Source organism: Saccharothrix lopnurensis, assembly GCF_042658445.1.
Lineage (GTDB): Bacteria > Actinomycetota > Actinomycetes > Mycobacteriales > Pseudonocardiaceae > Actinosynnema > Actinosynnema lopnurensis.
On record NZ_JBHSQO010000011.1, the window covers coordinates 173101 to 188186 of the forward strand.

Genomic DNA, 15086 nt, shown 5'->3' on the forward strand with positions numbered 1-15086 from the left:
GGTCACCACTCGCCGATCACCGGGGGTGCGACCGCGTCGGTGTTGCCGAACACGGCCTCGGGGTCCGGTTCGAGCAGGTAGGACGGGGTTGCGTGGTCCTTGTCCTCGTCGTTGCCGCCGGAGGCGGGCGGCATCGCCCCGCCGCCCGGGGGCAGGGCGGACGCGGAGCCGGGACGGGCCGTCGCGGCACCCCGGGTGGCCGCTTCGGGGTGGGCTGGGTTGCCCAGGACGCCACTGGCGCTCCTGGCCGCACCGGGCCCGCCCGCGCCGCCGTGGTGGCCTGGGCCACCGCGCGACCCCGTGCCGGTGGGAGACCCCGTGCCGGCGTGCGGACCGGCGCCGCCGGCTAGCCTGGCGTTGATGCCCCTGGCCGAGCCGGGACCGCCGACCCCGCCGCCGTACCCGCCCGGGGGCGACCACGGGGAGTTGGCGTGCGCCGAGCTGCCGTGACCGGGTGCGTACCCGGGCTGCGGGGCAACCGGACCCGGTCCGACACCGCTGGGGGTGGTCGACGTGCCGCCGCCGGGCGTGGTGACGGCCGCTCCCTGGGGAGCTGTCGTGCCGCTCTGGTGCGATGGCGCCTGGGCGGTGTCGGTGGCACCGGGCGTGGGTGGAAGCCCGTGTTCGGTCGCTGACCGGTTCCCGTAGGTGGTGGAGATCGGCTGCTGCTGCTGTTGGTGCGGGGGCGGCGGGGACGGGGGTGGAGGCGGGGCGAACGCGGGCTGGGCGGCGGAGGTCTCGGCGAGGGTGTGGTCGTAGGCCCGCACCGCATCGGCGGCGTCCCGGTGGGCCTGCAGCTGCCGTTCGTACTCGGCGTAGTCGGCGCTCGCCTGCCGCGCCTGCTCGAACGGGTCGGTGATCCTCGCCAACCGCTGCTTGATCACCGCGAGGTCGAGCGGCTCGGCGGGTGGCCGCGGGACCTGGGCCCGCACCTGTTGCAGGGCCTCCGCCTGCTGGGCGAACAGCGTGCCGGCCAACTGCGCCGAGACCGCCGAATCGCCCACCTTGCGCCCCAGCTCGAACAGCGCGCTCCGGGCCGCGTCGCCGTTCTCGCCCGTCCACCTCGTGCTGCTGGTGTTGACGGCGTTGATGATCGCGTCGTTGAACTCGGCCAGGTGGTTGCCCAGCTTGTTCCACGCCTGGCCGTACTCGCCCACCACCCCGGGATCGCTGATCTCGTGGACCGCGTCGTACAAAGTCTTGTGCGGCAGCGCCGGGTAGAAGACGTCGGGGGCCGCGGGCGCGCCGCGGGTCATCACCTCGTCCTTGAGCTGCGCGGCCTGCGCCGCCACCAGCGCGGCGGCCTTCCACTTGGCGACCAGGGCGGCGAACGGTCCCCACAGGACTCCCTCCCCGGTCAGCCTCTTCTCCGCGTCCTGGATCGTCTCTGTCCTGGAGACGCGCTCGATACCGCGCCCCTCGGCGGGTGGCGTACCGGGCGATGGGTGGTTCACGTGTTCTCCCGGGGAGGTCAGGGGAGTCTGGGCTCCAGCAGTGCGGCCAGCTCACGGGCGAACGGGCACGGGTCCTCGTCCAGGTTGGCCTTCAACGCGATGTCGACCCGTGAGGACGAGGAGACGCCCAAGACGAGGAAGCAGCTGCCGTCCGAGCCCACCCACGACTTCGCGTCGTGGTCGCCCACCCGGAAGTCGGTCACCGGGCCGGTCGTGCTCGCACCGGCGAGCCCGACGTTGGTCCGGACGTCGATCGCCAGCAGCCGGCCCTCGGTCCGGTACACGCAACTGCGAGCGGTGCCGAGGTCGTCCCGGACCCCTCCGCCGTCGAGCGGACCGGACGCCCGTTCGACCTCCTCGTCGGTCAACAGGCCGCAGGGGTCGGCGTCGTCGAGCGTGCGCGGGGTGCCGCCGGGAGCGACGGACGAGGGCACCGGTGAGGCGGAGACCTCGACACCCGAGCCGCCGGCGGGGGACGCCTCACCCGCCACCGGCCCACCGCACGCCGCGGTCGCGAACAACACCGCGGCGAGGGAGAGGCCGACAAGGTGTTTACGGGAGTGCATTGCTGCCTACCTCGTGTAGTCAGTGGGAGAGAGGTGAGAAGCCTGTTTGTTCAGCTGTTGCGTTTTCTCCCGTTCTGCGGCTTGGTAATCGGCAACAGCTCGTTCGACCAGGCCACGCAGCCTTTCGAGCTCCTCCAGGAGCTTGGCCAGCACGACCGCTCCACCCTGGACGGGGTCGCCGGCGATGGAGGCGAGGAAAGGTTTGTAGACCTGCGCGGCGGGTGTCGTCCCCAGGGGTGGCTCCTGCTTTAGTCGATCGGTCTTCTGCAGCTCTTCTTTCAGGTCGTAGGATATCTCCTGTATCGATCGAATCAAAGCACCGCCTGCGCCCTCGTCGATCGTGAAGCCCCCGGTCACGGCGGTGCTGAACTGGGAGATCGCCCCCGTGACGCCCATCAAGCCGTGGAAGAGATCCGCCATGCCGGTGTCCGTCCCCTGCTTCGCGTGGTGTGCTGCGCGTTCGATGTCCCTGATACCGGTTGTGATGGAGAAATTCCGCGACCGGTTCGGTCTCTCACCCGTAAGTATCAATAATTCCACTCAAGTGGGACTCCGTGTACCGCCGGTCCCACGACCGGTAAGTGACACTGAGTTCGCCCACCGGTCCGGTCCCCGGCACCACCGCGTACCGGCCCACGTCGGTGTCGAGGTAGCTCAACGAGCCCACGGCCTCCTCCCGCCCCCGCCGGTCACGGGCGCCGACCACGAAGTACCCCGCCCCCGTCCGAGGCCGGCGCAGCACCTCGGCGGCCAGGGACTCCGCCGTAGGGGTGAAGCGCTCGCGCCTCGTGACGCGGAATTGCGAGAAGTCCTCGTCTTCATCGCGCGCCGCGCGTTCGACAACCGTAACGGGTTCGCCGGGGGCCGCCGGCCGATCGGGCAGCAGACCCACCAGTCCGCACACCGCGGACTGCGCGGAATACCACCTCAGGCTGATGCTCCCGCCCACTTGGACGGCCAGCAAAGCCGAATGCCCCTCGAATGCGGCCAGTGCGGCGATGTGTTCGCCCGACACCGTGCCGACCAGGGCGGTGGTCAGCGGCGCGCAGGCGAACAGGCGCAGTGCCTCGGTGAATTCCGGTGCGAACCGCGAACCCTCGACCAAACCCCGGGAAGCGAGGTCCCGGTGCACGGTCCCGACCAACCTCACCCGTTCGGCACTGGTGGACCCGTGGTACCCGATGGTGAAGGGAAAGCGCCTGACCTCCAGGCCGAGGGCATCACCCACCACGTCGAGTTCCGCTGGTGAACAGACGATCTCCTCGGGCAACTCGTTCTCTCCCCTTTCGCCCCGGCGGTCCATGATCACACCAAGCGGAGGAAAAGAAGCCGCACATTTCGGGGATAATCGGGTGACAAAACACGGGTGCCGCACACCTCCACGATGTGCGGCACCCGTTCGGGTCAAACCCGGGTCAAACCCCGCTCACACGGCGGTCACCCGCAGCAGCACCAACCGCTCCGGGTACAGCACCGGCGCCTGAACCCCCGCCGCCCCCAGCACCCGACCCGGCAGCACCAACCCGGCCGACCACCACGGCAGCGCGACCCCCCAGTCGTAGGCGTTCCCGTCCGGCCGATCCCCCGGCGGCAGCGGGCGGACGTGGTAGCGGCGGTCCGGGGACAGGCCCGGCAGCCGGACCGCCCCCGGCGGGTACGAGGCCGACGTGGTGGGTGACACCACCGCGAACACCGCGTCCGACCCGTCCTCCGCCACCACCCCGTGCACCTCGACCGCCGGGTCCGGGTGGTCGCCGTGCACGGCGACGCCCGTGTGGAGCAGGGGGCGCAACTCCTTGTAGAGCGCCACCCACTCGCGCAACCGCCCCAGGTCCTCCGGCGACGCCGCCGTCAGGTCCCACTCGATGCCGAAGTGGCCGAACAGGGCCGTGCCGGCGCGGAAGTCCAGCGGGTGCCGCCGGTGGGTGGTGTGGGAGGTCCCCGAACCGACGTGCGTGCCCATCAGCTCCAGCGGCACCAGCGCGTTCGTCCAGCGCTGCACGGCCTGCCGCTCCAGGGCGTCGATGCAGTCCGACACCCACACCCGGTCGGTGCGCTCCAGGATCTCCAGGTCCACCCGCCCCCCACCGGAGGAGCAGGACTCGACCTCGACGCCGGGGTGCCGCCGCCGCAGCTCGTCGAGCAGCCGGTACACCGCCAGGGTCTGCCCGTGCACGCCCGCGCGCCCGGTCACCCGGTGGCCCGCCTCGACCAGGTCCCGGTTGTGGTCCCACTTCAGGTACGACACGGGGTAGGTGGTCAGCAGGTCGTCCAGCCGCTCCAGCACGTACTCGTACGCCTCGGGCCGTGCCAGGTCGAGCACCTGCTGCGACCGCGCGGGACGGGGCAGCCGGTCGCCCGCCGCCATGAGCCAGTCCGGGTGGGCCCGCGCCAGGTCCGAGTCCGGGTTGACCATCTCCGGTTCGACCCAGAGGCCGAACTGCATCCCGAGGCCCGTCACGTGGTCGGTCAGCGGCCCCAGCCCGTCCGGCCACACCTCGTCCGAGACGTACCAGTCGCCCAGGCCCCGCCGGTCGTCCCGGCGCGACCCGAACCAGCCGTCGTCCAGGACGAAGCGCTCCGCGCCCACCGACGCGGCGGCGTCCGCCAGCGCCTTGAGCCGCGCCAGGTCGTGGTCGAAGTACACCGCCTCCCAGGTGTTGACCACCACCGGGCGCGGCGTGGTCGGGTGCGACGGGCGCGACCGCAGGTGCCGGTGGAAGCGCGCGGAGACCTCGTCCAGGCCGACGCCCCACGACCCGTACTGCCACGGGGAGGTGTACGACCCGCCGGGCTCCAGCACGACCTCGCCGGACAGCAGCAGCTCGCCGGACCCGAGCAGGGACACCGAGTGGTAGGTCCGCTCGGCGAACGTCCGGTGGTTGCCCGACCAGGCCGTGTGCACCGCCCGGATCTCGCCCGACCGGTTGCCGAACCCGGCCGTGCCCGCCGCGAGCAGGTACGCCGAGTCGTAGCCGGTGCGCCCGGTCCGGTTCTCCCGCACGCGCAGGCCCTGCGTGAACGCCGTGCGCTGCGGGCTGCGCTCCCGCGCCCACCGCCCGGTGAAGTCCAGCAGCTCCACCGCCTCCGCCGGCACCGGCAGCACCAGGTTCACCGCGTCCACCGCGAACGGGGTGCCGCCGGTGTTGGTCAGCGCCGCCCGCTGCCGCACCAGCCCGGCCGGGGTCAGCTCCACCACCAGCGCCAGCGCCAGCCCGGCCGCCTCGTCCACCGCCCGCACCACCGGGCCGTCCGCCCGGCCGTCCACCGACACCACCCGGAACGCGGTGGAGAAGTCGCGCCCGGCCCGGTTCCCGACGATCCCGGGCGTGCCCAGCCAGCCCGCCGACTGCTCCGGCAGCACGGCCACGTCCACGGTGCCGTCCACGGAGAACCCGATGGGGTGCGGCACCTGCGCGACCACCAGCGCCTCCAGCTCCACCGGGGACAAATCCCCCAGGTCGGCACCCCAGTACCGGACCCGGGGGAGGGTGCCGCCGGAGAGGTCGAGCACCAGGCTCACACCCGCCGCGCGCAGGTGCGTCACGTCCGCCACTTGTGGTTTTCCTCTCTGGCGCCCAACGTCGTTGACTTACTTTAGTTGCTGGCGTAAGAATCGCCATACCCTGCTGTTCACAAGGCAGAACCCGCCGCCGTCGCCCGGAAAAGAGGAACGATGATCCGCAGTACCCTGCACGACGGGTGGCGACTGAGTGCGGTGGGCGGTCCCGTCCCCGGGGACGTCGGGATCGCCGACGTCCCGGCCGAGGTGCCCGGCAGCACCCACCTCGACCTGCTGGCGGCAGGTCTCATCCCGGAGCCCTACCTCGACTCGAACGAGACCGGGCTGGCCTGGATGCACCGCGTCGACTGGCGCTACGCCCTGACCTTCGAGGCGGCGGCGGCCGGACCGGGCGAGAAGGTCGAGCTGGCCTTCGACGGCCTGGACACCGTCGCCACCGTCGAGCTCAACGGCACCGTCCTGGGCCGCACCGCCAACATGTTCCGCTCCTACCGGTTCGACGTGCGCGAGCACCTGCGCGACGGCGCCAACGACCTGGTGGTCACCTTCCGCTCCGCCCTCGCCTACGCCGAGGAGCAGGACGAGGCGCTGGGCAAGCGCGCCCGCGTCTACCCGCACCCGATGAACACCGTCCGCAAGATGGCCTGCTCCTTCGGCTGGGACTGGGGCCCCGACCTCCAGACCGCCGGCATCTGGAAGCCCGTGCGGCTGGAGCGCTGGTCCGCGGCCCGGCTCGGGCGGGTGCGCCCGCTGGTCACCGTGGCCGCCGACGGCGCCGGCCTGGTCGAGGTGCACGCGGAGGTCGACCGCGCCGACGCGGACGCGGAGCTGACCCTGGTCGCCAGGACCGGCGGCGTCGAGCGGGCCGTGCGCGTCGAGGGCGGCGCGGCCGTGGTGACCGTCGAGGTGCCCGACGCCGAGCTGTGGTGGCCCGTCGGCCACGGCGCGCAGCCGCTCTACGACCTGGAGGTCGTCCTCAGGGCCGGCGACGAGGACGTGGACGCGGCGAGCCACCGCATCGGGTTCCGCACCGTCGAGGTCGACACCGAGCCCGACGCGATCGGCAGCCCCTTCACGTTCGTGGTCAACGGCAAGCCGATCTTCGCCAAGGGCGCCAACTGGATCCCGGACGACCACTTCCTCACCCGGGTCACCCGCGACCGGCTCGCGCGCCGCGTCGACCAGGCCGTCTCGGCCAACATGAACATGCTGCGCATCTGGGGCGGCGGGATCTACGAGTCCGACGACTTCTACGACGTCTGCGACGAGCGCGGCGTGCTGGTGTGGCAGGACTTCCTGTTCGCCTGCGCGGCCTACCCCGAGGAGTCCCCGCTCCGGGAGGAGGTCGAGGCCGAGGCCCGCGACAACGTCGCCCGCCTGACCCCGCACCCGTCCCTGGCGCTGTGGAACGGCAACAACGAGAACCTGTGGGGCTTCGCCGACTGGGGCTGGGACGAGCAGCTCCAGGGCCGCACCTGGGGCCTCGGGTACTACACCGACCTGCTGCCCCGGGTCGTCGCCGAGCTGGACCCCACCCGGCCCTACTCGCCCGGCAGCCCGTACAGCCCCGGCGACCTGCACCCGAACGAGGAGACCCACGGCACCCGCCACGAGTGGGAGGTGTGGAACCGCGTCGACTACGCCCGCTACCGCGACTTCGCGCCGCGCTTCTGCTCGGAGTTCGGCTTCCAGGGCCCGCCGACCTGGGCGACGCTCACCCGGTGGGTGCACGACGAGCCGATGACGCCGACCTCGCCCGCGTTCCTGCTGCACCAGAAGGCCGAGGACGGCAACGGCAAGCTCGACCGCGGCCTGGCGCCGCACCTGCCCGCGCCCGGCGCGTTCGAGGACTGGCACTGGGCGACCCAGCTCAACCAGGCCCGCGCGGTCGCGTTCGGGGTCGAGCACTTCCGCTCGCACTGGCCGCGCACCGCGGGCGCCCTGGTCTGGCAGCTCAACGACTGCTGGCCGGTCACCTCGTGGGCCGCGGTCGACGGCGACGAGCGGCCCAAGCCGCTGTACTACTCGCTGCGGCACGCCTTCGCGCCGCGCCTGCTGACCGTCCAGCCCCGCGACGGCCGGGACGCGCTGGTCGCGGTCAACGACACCGACGAGGTCTGGACCGGTGAGGTGGCGCTGAGCCGGCAGACCTTCGCGGGCGAGGAGCGGGCGGCGGCTAAACTCCCGCTCGACGTGCCGGCGCGGTCGGTGGTGGCGTTGGCGCTCGCGGACGAGCTGCTGGCACCCGCGGACCCGGAGGGGGAGGTGCTGGTGGTGAGGACGGCCGACGCGCGCACCGCGCACCTGTTCCGGGAGGACCTGGAGCTGGCCTACGACCCGGAGCCGCTGACCGCCCGCGCGCACCGGGTCGACGGCGGGTACCGCGTGGACGTGACCGCGAACTCCCTCGCCCGCGACGTGGCCGTGCTGGCCGACCGGGTCGCCGAGGACGCCGAGACCGACGACGCCCTGGTCACGCTGGCCGCGGGCGAGAGCCACTCGTTCCTGGTGCGCACCGCGGCGTCGGTGGACCCGGCCGAGCTGACCGACCGGCTGGTGCTGCGCTCCGCCAACGGGCTGTGCGCCGTGGTCCGCGCGTGAGCACGGGCTCCGTCGGCCTCGTCCTGGCCCGCCCCGCGCGCCTGCTGGGCGCGGAGCCGTTCTTCATGGAGTTCATCGCGGGCATCGAGGAGCGGTTGGCCGAGGACGACCGCTCCGTCCTGCTGCACGTGGTGGGCGCCGAGGACGCCGAGATCGCCGCCTACCGCAGGTGGGCGGCCGGCTCGGTGGTGGACGCGGTGGTGGTGGTCAACCGCACCGCGGACGACCACCGGCCCGCGGTGCTGCGGGAGCTCGGGCTGCCCGCGCTGTACGTGGGGGAGCCGGACGAGCTGGCCGTGCCCGCGGTCCGCACGGACGACGCGGGCCCGGTGCGCGAGGCCCTGGCCTACCTGCTGGAGCTGGGCCACCGCCGCATCGCGCGGGTCAGCGGCCCGGACACCCTGCTGCACACCCGCGCCCGCACGGCGGCGCTGCTGGCCGGCTGCGCCGAGGCCGGCGTGGAGCCGGTGGTGCTGGTGGGCGACTACTCCGAGGAGTGCGGCGCCAAGCTGACCGCGGCGCTGCTGGGCGCCGCCGAGCCGCCCACCGCGATCCTGTACGACAACGACGTGATGGCGGTGGCGGGCCTGGCCGTCGCCAAGGAGCTGGGCGTGCCGGTGCCCGACCGGCTGAGCCTGGTGGCGTGGGACGACTCGTCGCTGTGCCGGCTGGCCTCGCCCGCGCTCACCACGATGAGCGTGGACGTGCACCAGTTCGGCGTGAGCGTGGCGGAGTCGGTGCTGGAGCTGGTCGCGGGCGGGCCGGTGGCCGAGCGCTGGTCGCCCACCCCGACGCTGCTGGCGCGGGGCAGCACCGCCGCGATCTGAGGGCGCGGAACGGGCGGGTTCGCCCGCCCCTTCCGCGCAACCGCTTAAGGGCACCGGCTCGTGGCGAAAACCCTGGCGTGCCAAGTGGTCTGGACCTCACGGACTCGCTTCCGCGGCCCCTTGACCAGACTTTGCTTAACCGCTTAACTAAGTCCATGGCCCTCAGCTCCGACCCGGTCGCGCTCGCCCTCGACATCGGCGGCACGAAGCTCGCCGCGGCCCTGGTCGGGTCGGACGGCGCCGTGCTCGCCCGCCGCACCGCCCCGACGCCCGCCGGCGACGCGGAGACCGTGTGGGCGGCCCTGTCCGCGCCGGTGGTGGAGCTGCTCGACCTGGCCACCGCCGGGGGCCGGGAGCTGCTCGGGGCGGGCATCGCCTCGGCCGCCCCGATGGACCGGCGCACGGGCGTCATCAGCCCGGTGAACATCCCCGGCTGGCGCGGGTTCCCGATCACCGCGCGGGTCGGCGAGCTGCTGCCCGGCCTGCCGGTGCGGCTCGGCGGCGACGCGCTGTGCATGGCGCTGGCCGAGTACCACCACGGCACCGGCCGGGGCAGCGGGTGCCTGCTCGGCATGGTGGTGTCCACCGGCATCGGCGGCGGGTTCGTGCTCGACGGCAGGCCGCTGTTCGGCGTCACGGGCAACGCGGGCCACGTCGGCCACTTCGTGATCGACCCGGCCGGGCCGCCCTGCGGGTGCGGCGCGAACGGGTGCGCGGAGGCCGTGGCCAGCGGCCCGTCCATGGTCCGCTGGGCGCTGGAGCAGGGCTGGCGGCCGCTGGGCGGCACCGCGGACGGCATCGCGCTCGCCGCGGCGGCCCGCGCGGGCGAGGCGGTCGCGCTGGCCGCGTTCCGGCGCTCCGGCGAGGCGGTGGCCCGGGTCGTCACGGTGGCCGCCGCGCTGTGCGAGATCGACCGGGTGGTGATCGGCGGCGGCGTGGCCCAGGCGTGGGACCTGCTGGAACCCGCCGTGCTCGAACCCCTCGCGGACCACCCGGGGCTGGACTTCATGCGCCGGGTGGAGGTCCGCCCGGCCACGCTGGGGATCGACTCGGGCCTGATCGGCGCGGCGGCGCTGCTCGTGGGCGACCGGGTCCCGTCGTTGCCGGTGGGGATCTGACCCCCCGTCCGGACAGGCTCGATGGGGGCGGTCGCGTCCCCGGTTGGGAACCTCTCGTGCGCAAGCTCGACACGATCATCCGGGACTACCACTGGGGTTCGCGGACCGCGCTCGCCGAGCTGCGCGGCGCGCCGTCGCCGAGCCCGGCGCCCGAGGCGGAGCTGTGGGTCGGCGCGCACCCCGACGACCCGTCCCGGCTGCGGGACTGCGGGGTGCCGCTGGACCGCTACCTCGCGGCCAACCCGGCCGGCCTGCTCGGGCCGGGCAGCCTGGCGGCGTTCGGCCCGCGGCTGCCGTTCCTGCTCAAGGTGCTGGCCGTGGACGCGCCGCTGTCGCTCCAGGTGCACCCGGACCGGGAGCAGGCCGCGACCGGGTACGCCGAGCGCGGCTACCGCGACGACCGGGCCAAGCCCGAGGTGCTGGTGGCGCTGACGGAGTTCGCCACGCTGGCCGGTTTCCGCGCGCCCGCCGCGACCGCCGCCCTGCTGGACGGGCTGGCCGTGCCCGGCCTCGCGCCGGTGCGGGCCGCGGTGGCGGCCGGCGAGGTCGGGGAGGCGCTGCGGCTGGCGCTGACCGGGACGACCGGCGGGCTGGTCGCGGAGGTGGCCGCCGCGGCGGCGCGGGCGCCCGCGCTGGCGCACGTCGCGGAGCTGGCGGAGGTCTACCCGGGCGACCCCGGGGTGGTCGCGGCACTGCTGCTCGACGCGGTGGTGCTGCGGCCGGGGCAGGCCGTGTACGTGGGACCGGGCGTGCCGCACGCGCACCTGCGCGGCGTGGGCGTGGAGCTGATGGTCAACTCCGACAACGTGCTGCGCGCGGGCCTGACCACCAAGGAGGTCGACGTGCCCGCCGTGCTGTCCGTCGTGGACACCCGCTGCGGGCCGGCCGCCGTGCTGGCCGGCGAGGTGGACGGTCCACTGAGGACATACCCGACCCCGGACCCGGAGTTCCGGCTGCACGAGGCGCGCCCCGGGGCCGTGCTGCCCGGCGGCGGTCCGCAACTCCTGCTGTGCGTCAACGGTTCCGTCGTGGTGCGCAGGGGCGGGGACGAGGTCGTGCTGGCGGCGGGCGAGTCGGCGTTCCTGCCCCACGACGAGGACGCGGCCCAGCTCGCCGGCGAAGGCCGGGCGTTCTGGGCCGCGGTGAACCTCGGTGCGTGAGCGCCTCCGGGGTGCGGCGGAGCGGGGAGGTCCCGCCGCACGACCGGGGAGCCCGGGTCCTACTGGAAGTTCACGTCACTGCACAGGTAGTAGGCCTGGTCCATGTGGCTGGCCTGCCAGATCGTGAAGACCACGTGGCGGCCGGTGCGGCTGCCCGCGTTCACCTGGGCCTGGTACAGGCCGGTGGTGCCGTAGCGACCGGTCGTGGTCACCAGCTCCAGGTCGCTCCAGCGCAGCGGCTGGGTGGCGGTGTTGACGCCCTGGCGGGTGATGTAGATCCGCAGGTAGTCCGCACCGTGCCGGGCCTGGTCGTCGATCCGCAGGGTGAACTGGCGCGACTTGTTCGTGACGTTCCACGCGCCGACCGTGTCGAGCGCCCGGTAGCGGCCGCTCTCGGCCAGACCACCGCTGCACAGCTGACCGTTCGGCAGGGCGCCCTGGTGGTTGCCGCCGACACCGTTGCGGTACAGGCCGTTCCAGTTCCACATCGCGTTGGGGTCGGCCTTCCACGCCTGCGCGCACATCGGGTCGGTCTGACCCATGTTCGGGTTCAGGTGGTCACTGCCCCAGCGCTGGTGACAACCGTAGTTGCGCGACGGCGGGTCGGTGACCGAGCCGTGTGCGCTGGCCACGGTCGTGGTGCCCACCAGGGTGACCGCGCTGGCGGCGAGGACCGCCAGGACCGAGGTGAAGACGCCGAAAACCGAACGGAGACCGCGTCTGGTCATGTGTGTCCTCCACGTTGAGGATGAACAGGATGTTCGACTGGGAGCGCTCCCAGTACCCCAAGGTAGCGAACTGGGCACGTTCTGTGAACCCCATGCGCGGACGAAGGTTTTTCGTTCCGGCAGAGCGCCGAACGGCCCAGTGGTCTGCCCTCGTCAGTGGTAATAGCCCTCCACGGCGGCCCGCGCCTCCCGGTACCGTGCCGGTCCCTCCTGCGGCACGGGCGGAAAACCACCACCCGGTTTGAGCTCGTCGAGCTGCGCGGTCGACAGCGCGAACACCACCCGGCCGAGCCCGGACCGCTCGATCGCGCCCGTGCACATGCCGCACGGCTGGCAGCTGGTGAACAGGGTGGTGCCCGCCGCCACCGCCGGGTCCAGCTCGCGCGCCGCCCACCGGGCCAGCTTCAGCTCCGGGTGCGCGGTGATGTCGTGGTCGGACAACGAGGTGTTGCGCTCCTCCGCCAGCACCTCCCCGTCCGGTCCGACCAGCAGCGACCCGAACGGCGGGTTGCCCGCCGCCCGCGCCTCGGCGGCCAGCTCGATCGCCCTGTCCAAGCTCATCCGAACTCCTTGCGCACGGTCGCCAGCGCCTGCCAGGCGACCTCGGGGTGCCGCGTCTCGGCGGGGTCGCCGAGGAACGGGTCCAGCACGACCGCTTCCGCGCCCGACTCGCGCAGCGCCGCCAGGTCGCCGACGACCTGCGCCACGGTGCCCTCGCCCATCCGCCGGTCCGGGCCGGGGTCGTCCGGGGTCAGGCGCAGCAGGACGCGCGGGGCGAGCGCGGGCACGGGCTTGCCCTCGCGGGCGGCGATGTCCGTCAACCGCCGCACCGCCTCCGCGTGCTGCCGGTGGGTGAGCCGGAGGCCGTGCCACGCGTCCCCGAACCGGACCGCCCGCCGCAGCGCCGCGTCCGAGTGCCCGCCCACCCAGACCGGCACGGTCCCGGCCCGGTAGTCGGCCTCGTCGGACCACGCCGCCCGCACCGCGCGCAGGCCCTCGTCGGTGAGCCGGCCGCGCTCGGCGAAGGGGACGCCCAGCGCCGCGTACTCCTCCCGCGCCCACCCGACGCCGACGCCGAGCACGAACCGGCCGCCGGACAGCTCGGCCAGGTTCGCCGCCATCCGCGCCACCAGCAGCGGGTGCCGGTAGGGCAGCACCAGCACGGTGGTGCCCAGGGTGATCCGCGAGGTCACCCCGGCCAGCCAGGACAGCGCGGTGAACGGCTCGTAGAAGGGGGCCGGGTACTGCTCCGCGACATCGGCGGTGACCGCCACGTGGTCGGAGACCATCAGCAGGTCGAAGCCCAGGCCCTCGACGGTCAGGGCCCACCGCCGCACCACGTCCGGGGAGGTGCCGGGGCCGAAGTTCGGGACGTTCACGCCGAGTCGCACGGGATCAAGGTTAGGCGGGGGAAGTGGTGTCGCTGAAGGGGTTCGTCCCGGTATGAGGGGGTCCGGCCCGTGGATACCACGGTACTTTGCCCCGGTGACCGTGAACCTCGACCAGACCGACTGGGCCATCCTCGCCGAGCTCCAGCGCGACGGCCGGCTCCCGATCACCGAGCTGGGCCGCCGGGTCAGCCTCAGCGCCTCGGCCACCACCGAGCGGGTCCGGCGCCTGGAGGGCGCCGGCGTGGTCACCGGGTACCGGGCCGAGGTCGACCTCGACAAGGCCGGCTACCCGGTGCTCGCGGTGGTGCGCCTCAAGTACCCCGGCAACCGCCACGAGCCGCTGCACGCGCTGCTCGCGGAGCGCGGCGAGGTGCTGGAGTGCCTGCGCACCACCGGTGACGACTGCTACACGCTCAAGGTCGCCGCCACCTCGATGGCGCACCTGGAGCGGGTGGTCGACGAGCTGATGGCGTTCGGCAGCACCACCACGAACGTCGTCTACAGCCAGACCCTGCCGTACCGGGGCGTGGCGCCGGCCGCGCCCCGGTAGCGGTTCACCGCCAGGGCGTGGCGGGCGGACACCCGGCCCACCGCCACGACCCGGCCCCTGGCGCCCCCGTGCCGGGCCTTGCCGAGGTCGCCGCCCGACGACACGACGACCGCGTCCGCGGCGAAGGGGCCCGGCAGCCACTCCCGGTCGCGCACGGCGGTGAAGGACGGGTGGTAGGCGGCGGTCGGGCCGTCGACGGTGCACTCCACCACGCCATGCTCGGTGTAGAGCACGGCGAGGTCGCCGCCGACCGGATCGACGTGGTACTGGTGCGGCACCGCCGGTTCGCGGTGCGGCGCGGCGGCCGCGCAGCCCTGCTCGATCTCGCCCACCCGCGCCGGGGCCAGGCCCGGGGACACCGACGGCGGCTCGGTGGTGGGTCCCGTGGTCGTCGCCGGAGCGGTCCTTGCCGGAGCGGTCGTCACGGGGTTGGTCGTCACGGGGTTGGTCGTCGCCGGGTTGGTCGTCACGGGGTCGGTCGTCACGGGGGAGGTCGCCGCCCCCGCGTCGTCGGTCGGCCGCTGCCCCGGCGCGAGCACCACGACCAGGACGGCCACGGCCGGCAGCCACGGCAGCGCCGAGTGGTGCTCCAGCCGCAGCCGGTCCCGCTTGCGCCAGGCGACCAGGAAGGTGTTCTGGAGGTGGTCCTCGGCCGCCGCCCACGAGGCGGTCAGCCGGAAGCAGTGGTTGTAGACCGCCCTGGCGTGCCGGTCGAACAGCACGCCGAACGCGTGCCCGTCGCCCGCCGACGCCTGTGCCCACAGCACCCGGTCGTCGGGATCATCGGTCGTCATGCCCTGTCAGTGCCCCCGGCGGCGGAAGTGTTGCCCCCGGGCCGGCGGAGCCCCCCGGCACGACCGGCCTCGCCGTTGAGGCCGGCCGCGCCGGGGCGGCCACCGCCCCCGCAACGCCCGCCGAGCGTTGCCGGGGCGGTTTTCGGCACGGGTGGGGAGCGCCCCCGCGGCAGCTCCCCACCCGGGACCGGGTGCGGCCGGGGTCAGGCGGGGATCCCCGCGCCCGCGGGCCGCCGGTGGAGCCCGGAATTGCGCGGACCCCTGCGCCAACTCCTCGCGAAAAGTTCCTGGGAACGCTCCCAGGATGACCGTAACCAGCGAGTTCACATATGGCAAGAATTTTCACATATCTGACCACAGGGCCGTTCACGCTG

General features: G+C 73.7%; 14 protein-coding genes. 5 read left to right on the forward strand and 9 right to left on the reverse strand.

Translation table 11 applies throughout. The features are described from left to right. Nucleotides 1-2 precede the first annotated feature (2 nt). The 5 genes from ACFP3R_RS13630 to ACFP3R_RS13650 all read right to left on the reverse strand — a co-directional run bounded on the left by ACFP3R_RS13630 (nt 3) and on the right by ACFP3R_RS13650 (nt 5576). Nucleotides 3-1454 carry a hypothetical protein gene (locus ACFP3R_RS13630; RefSeq protein ID WP_380636082.1) on the reverse strand — a complete coding sequence of 484 codons (1452 nt, stop codon included), beginning with the start codon at nt 1452-1454 and terminating at the stop codon, nt 3-5. Nucleotides 1455-1471: 17 nt separating this feature from the next. After that, on the reverse strand, nt 1472-1978 hold the full coding sequence (locus ACFP3R_RS13635; protein WP_380636083.1) for a DUF3558 family protein: 507 nt from the start codon (nt 1976-1978) through the stop codon (nt 1472-1474). 48 nt (nt 1979-2026) lie between these two features. Then, a complete protein-coding gene (locus ACFP3R_RS13640) occupies nt 2027-2440 on the reverse strand; it encodes a hypothetical protein (RefSeq protein WP_380636085.1) in 414 nt (137 codons plus the stop codon). 94 nt (nt 2441-2534) lie between these two features. Then, nucleotides 2535-3290 carry an ESX secretion-associated protein EspG gene (locus tag ACFP3R_RS13645; protein ID WP_380636087.1) on the reverse strand — a complete coding sequence of 252 codons (756 nt, stop codon included), beginning with the start codon at nt 3288-3290 and terminating at the stop codon, nt 2535-2537. A gap of 156 nt (nt 3291-3446) precedes the next feature. Continuing rightward, complete coding sequence (locus tag ACFP3R_RS13650) at nt 3447-5576, reverse strand: alpha-galactosidase (protein ID WP_380636088.1); 2130 nt, start codon at nt 5574-5576, stop codon at nt 3447-3449. 120 nt (nt 5577-5696) lie between these two features. On the opposite strand from ACFP3R_RS13650, the gene ACFP3R_RS13655 reads away from it, so the two are divergent. From ACFP3R_RS13655 to manA, 4 genes are all read left to right on the forward strand, one after another. Further along, entirely contained in the window at nt 5697-8144 is a 2448-nt protein-coding gene (locus ACFP3R_RS13655; protein WP_380636090.1) for a glycoside hydrolase family 2 protein, read from the forward strand. Then, complete coding sequence (locus ACFP3R_RS13660) at nt 8141-8971, forward strand: LacI family DNA-binding transcriptional regulator (protein WP_380636091.1); 831 nt, start codon at nt 8141-8143, stop codon at nt 8969-8971. Before ACFP3R_RS13655 ends, ACFP3R_RS13660 begins: the two co-directional genes overlap by 4 nt. Before the next feature lie 155 nt (nt 8972-9126). Further along, on the forward strand, nt 9127-10089 hold the full coding sequence (locus ACFP3R_RS13665; RefSeq protein WP_380636092.1) for an ROK family protein: 963 nt from the start codon (nt 9127-9129) through the stop codon (nt 10087-10089). A gap of 56 nt (nt 10090-10145) precedes the next feature. Next, entirely contained in the window at nt 10146-11249 is a 1104-nt protein-coding gene (gene manA, locus ACFP3R_RS13670) for a mannose-6-phosphate isomerase, class I (protein ID WP_380636094.1), read from the forward strand. A gap of 59 nt (nt 11250-11308) precedes the next feature. Here manA and ACFP3R_RS13675 read toward each other — a convergent pair whose 3' ends face one another. The 3 genes from ACFP3R_RS13675 to ACFP3R_RS13685 all read right to left on the reverse strand — a co-directional run bounded on the left by ACFP3R_RS13675 (nt 11309) and on the right by ACFP3R_RS13685 (nt 13368). Then, nucleotides 11309-11977, reverse strand: coding sequence for a lytic polysaccharide monooxygenase auxiliary activity family 9 protein (locus ACFP3R_RS13675; protein WP_380636098.1), 669 nt, complete (start codon nt 11975-11977; stop codon nt 11309-11311). Nucleotides 11978-12130: 153 nt separating this feature from the next. Next, nucleotides 12131-12538 (reverse strand): nucleoside deaminase, encoded by a 408-nt coding sequence (locus ACFP3R_RS13680; RefSeq protein ID WP_380636099.1) that lies wholly within the window; start codon nt 12536-12538, stop codon nt 12131-12133. Beyond that, nucleotides 12535-13368, reverse strand: coding sequence for a TIGR03619 family F420-dependent LLM class oxidoreductase (locus tag ACFP3R_RS13685; RefSeq protein WP_380636101.1), 834 nt, complete (start codon nt 13366-13368; stop codon nt 12535-12537). The genes ACFP3R_RS13680 and ACFP3R_RS13685 overlap by 4 nt, the downstream gene beginning before the upstream one ends. Nucleotides 13369-13462: 94 nt before the next feature. Here ACFP3R_RS13685 and ACFP3R_RS13690 point away from each other — a divergent pair, with 94 nt between their 5' ends. After that, nucleotides 13463-13918 carry an Lrp/AsnC family transcriptional regulator gene (locus tag ACFP3R_RS13690; RefSeq protein ID WP_380636103.1) on the forward strand — a complete coding sequence of 152 codons (456 nt, stop codon included), beginning with the start codon at nt 13463-13465 and terminating at the stop codon, nt 13916-13918. On the opposite strand, the gene ACFP3R_RS13695 is transcribed toward ACFP3R_RS13690, so the two are convergent. Then, the gene (locus tag ACFP3R_RS13695) at nt 13867-14712 is read right to left on the reverse strand and encodes an RNA polymerase sigma factor (RefSeq protein ID WP_380636105.1); all 846 of its coding nucleotides are present in this window, start codon (nt 14710-14712) and stop codon (nt 13867-13869) included. The genes ACFP3R_RS13690 and ACFP3R_RS13695 overlap by 52 nt on opposite strands. Nucleotides 14713-15086: the final 374 nt, after the last annotated feature.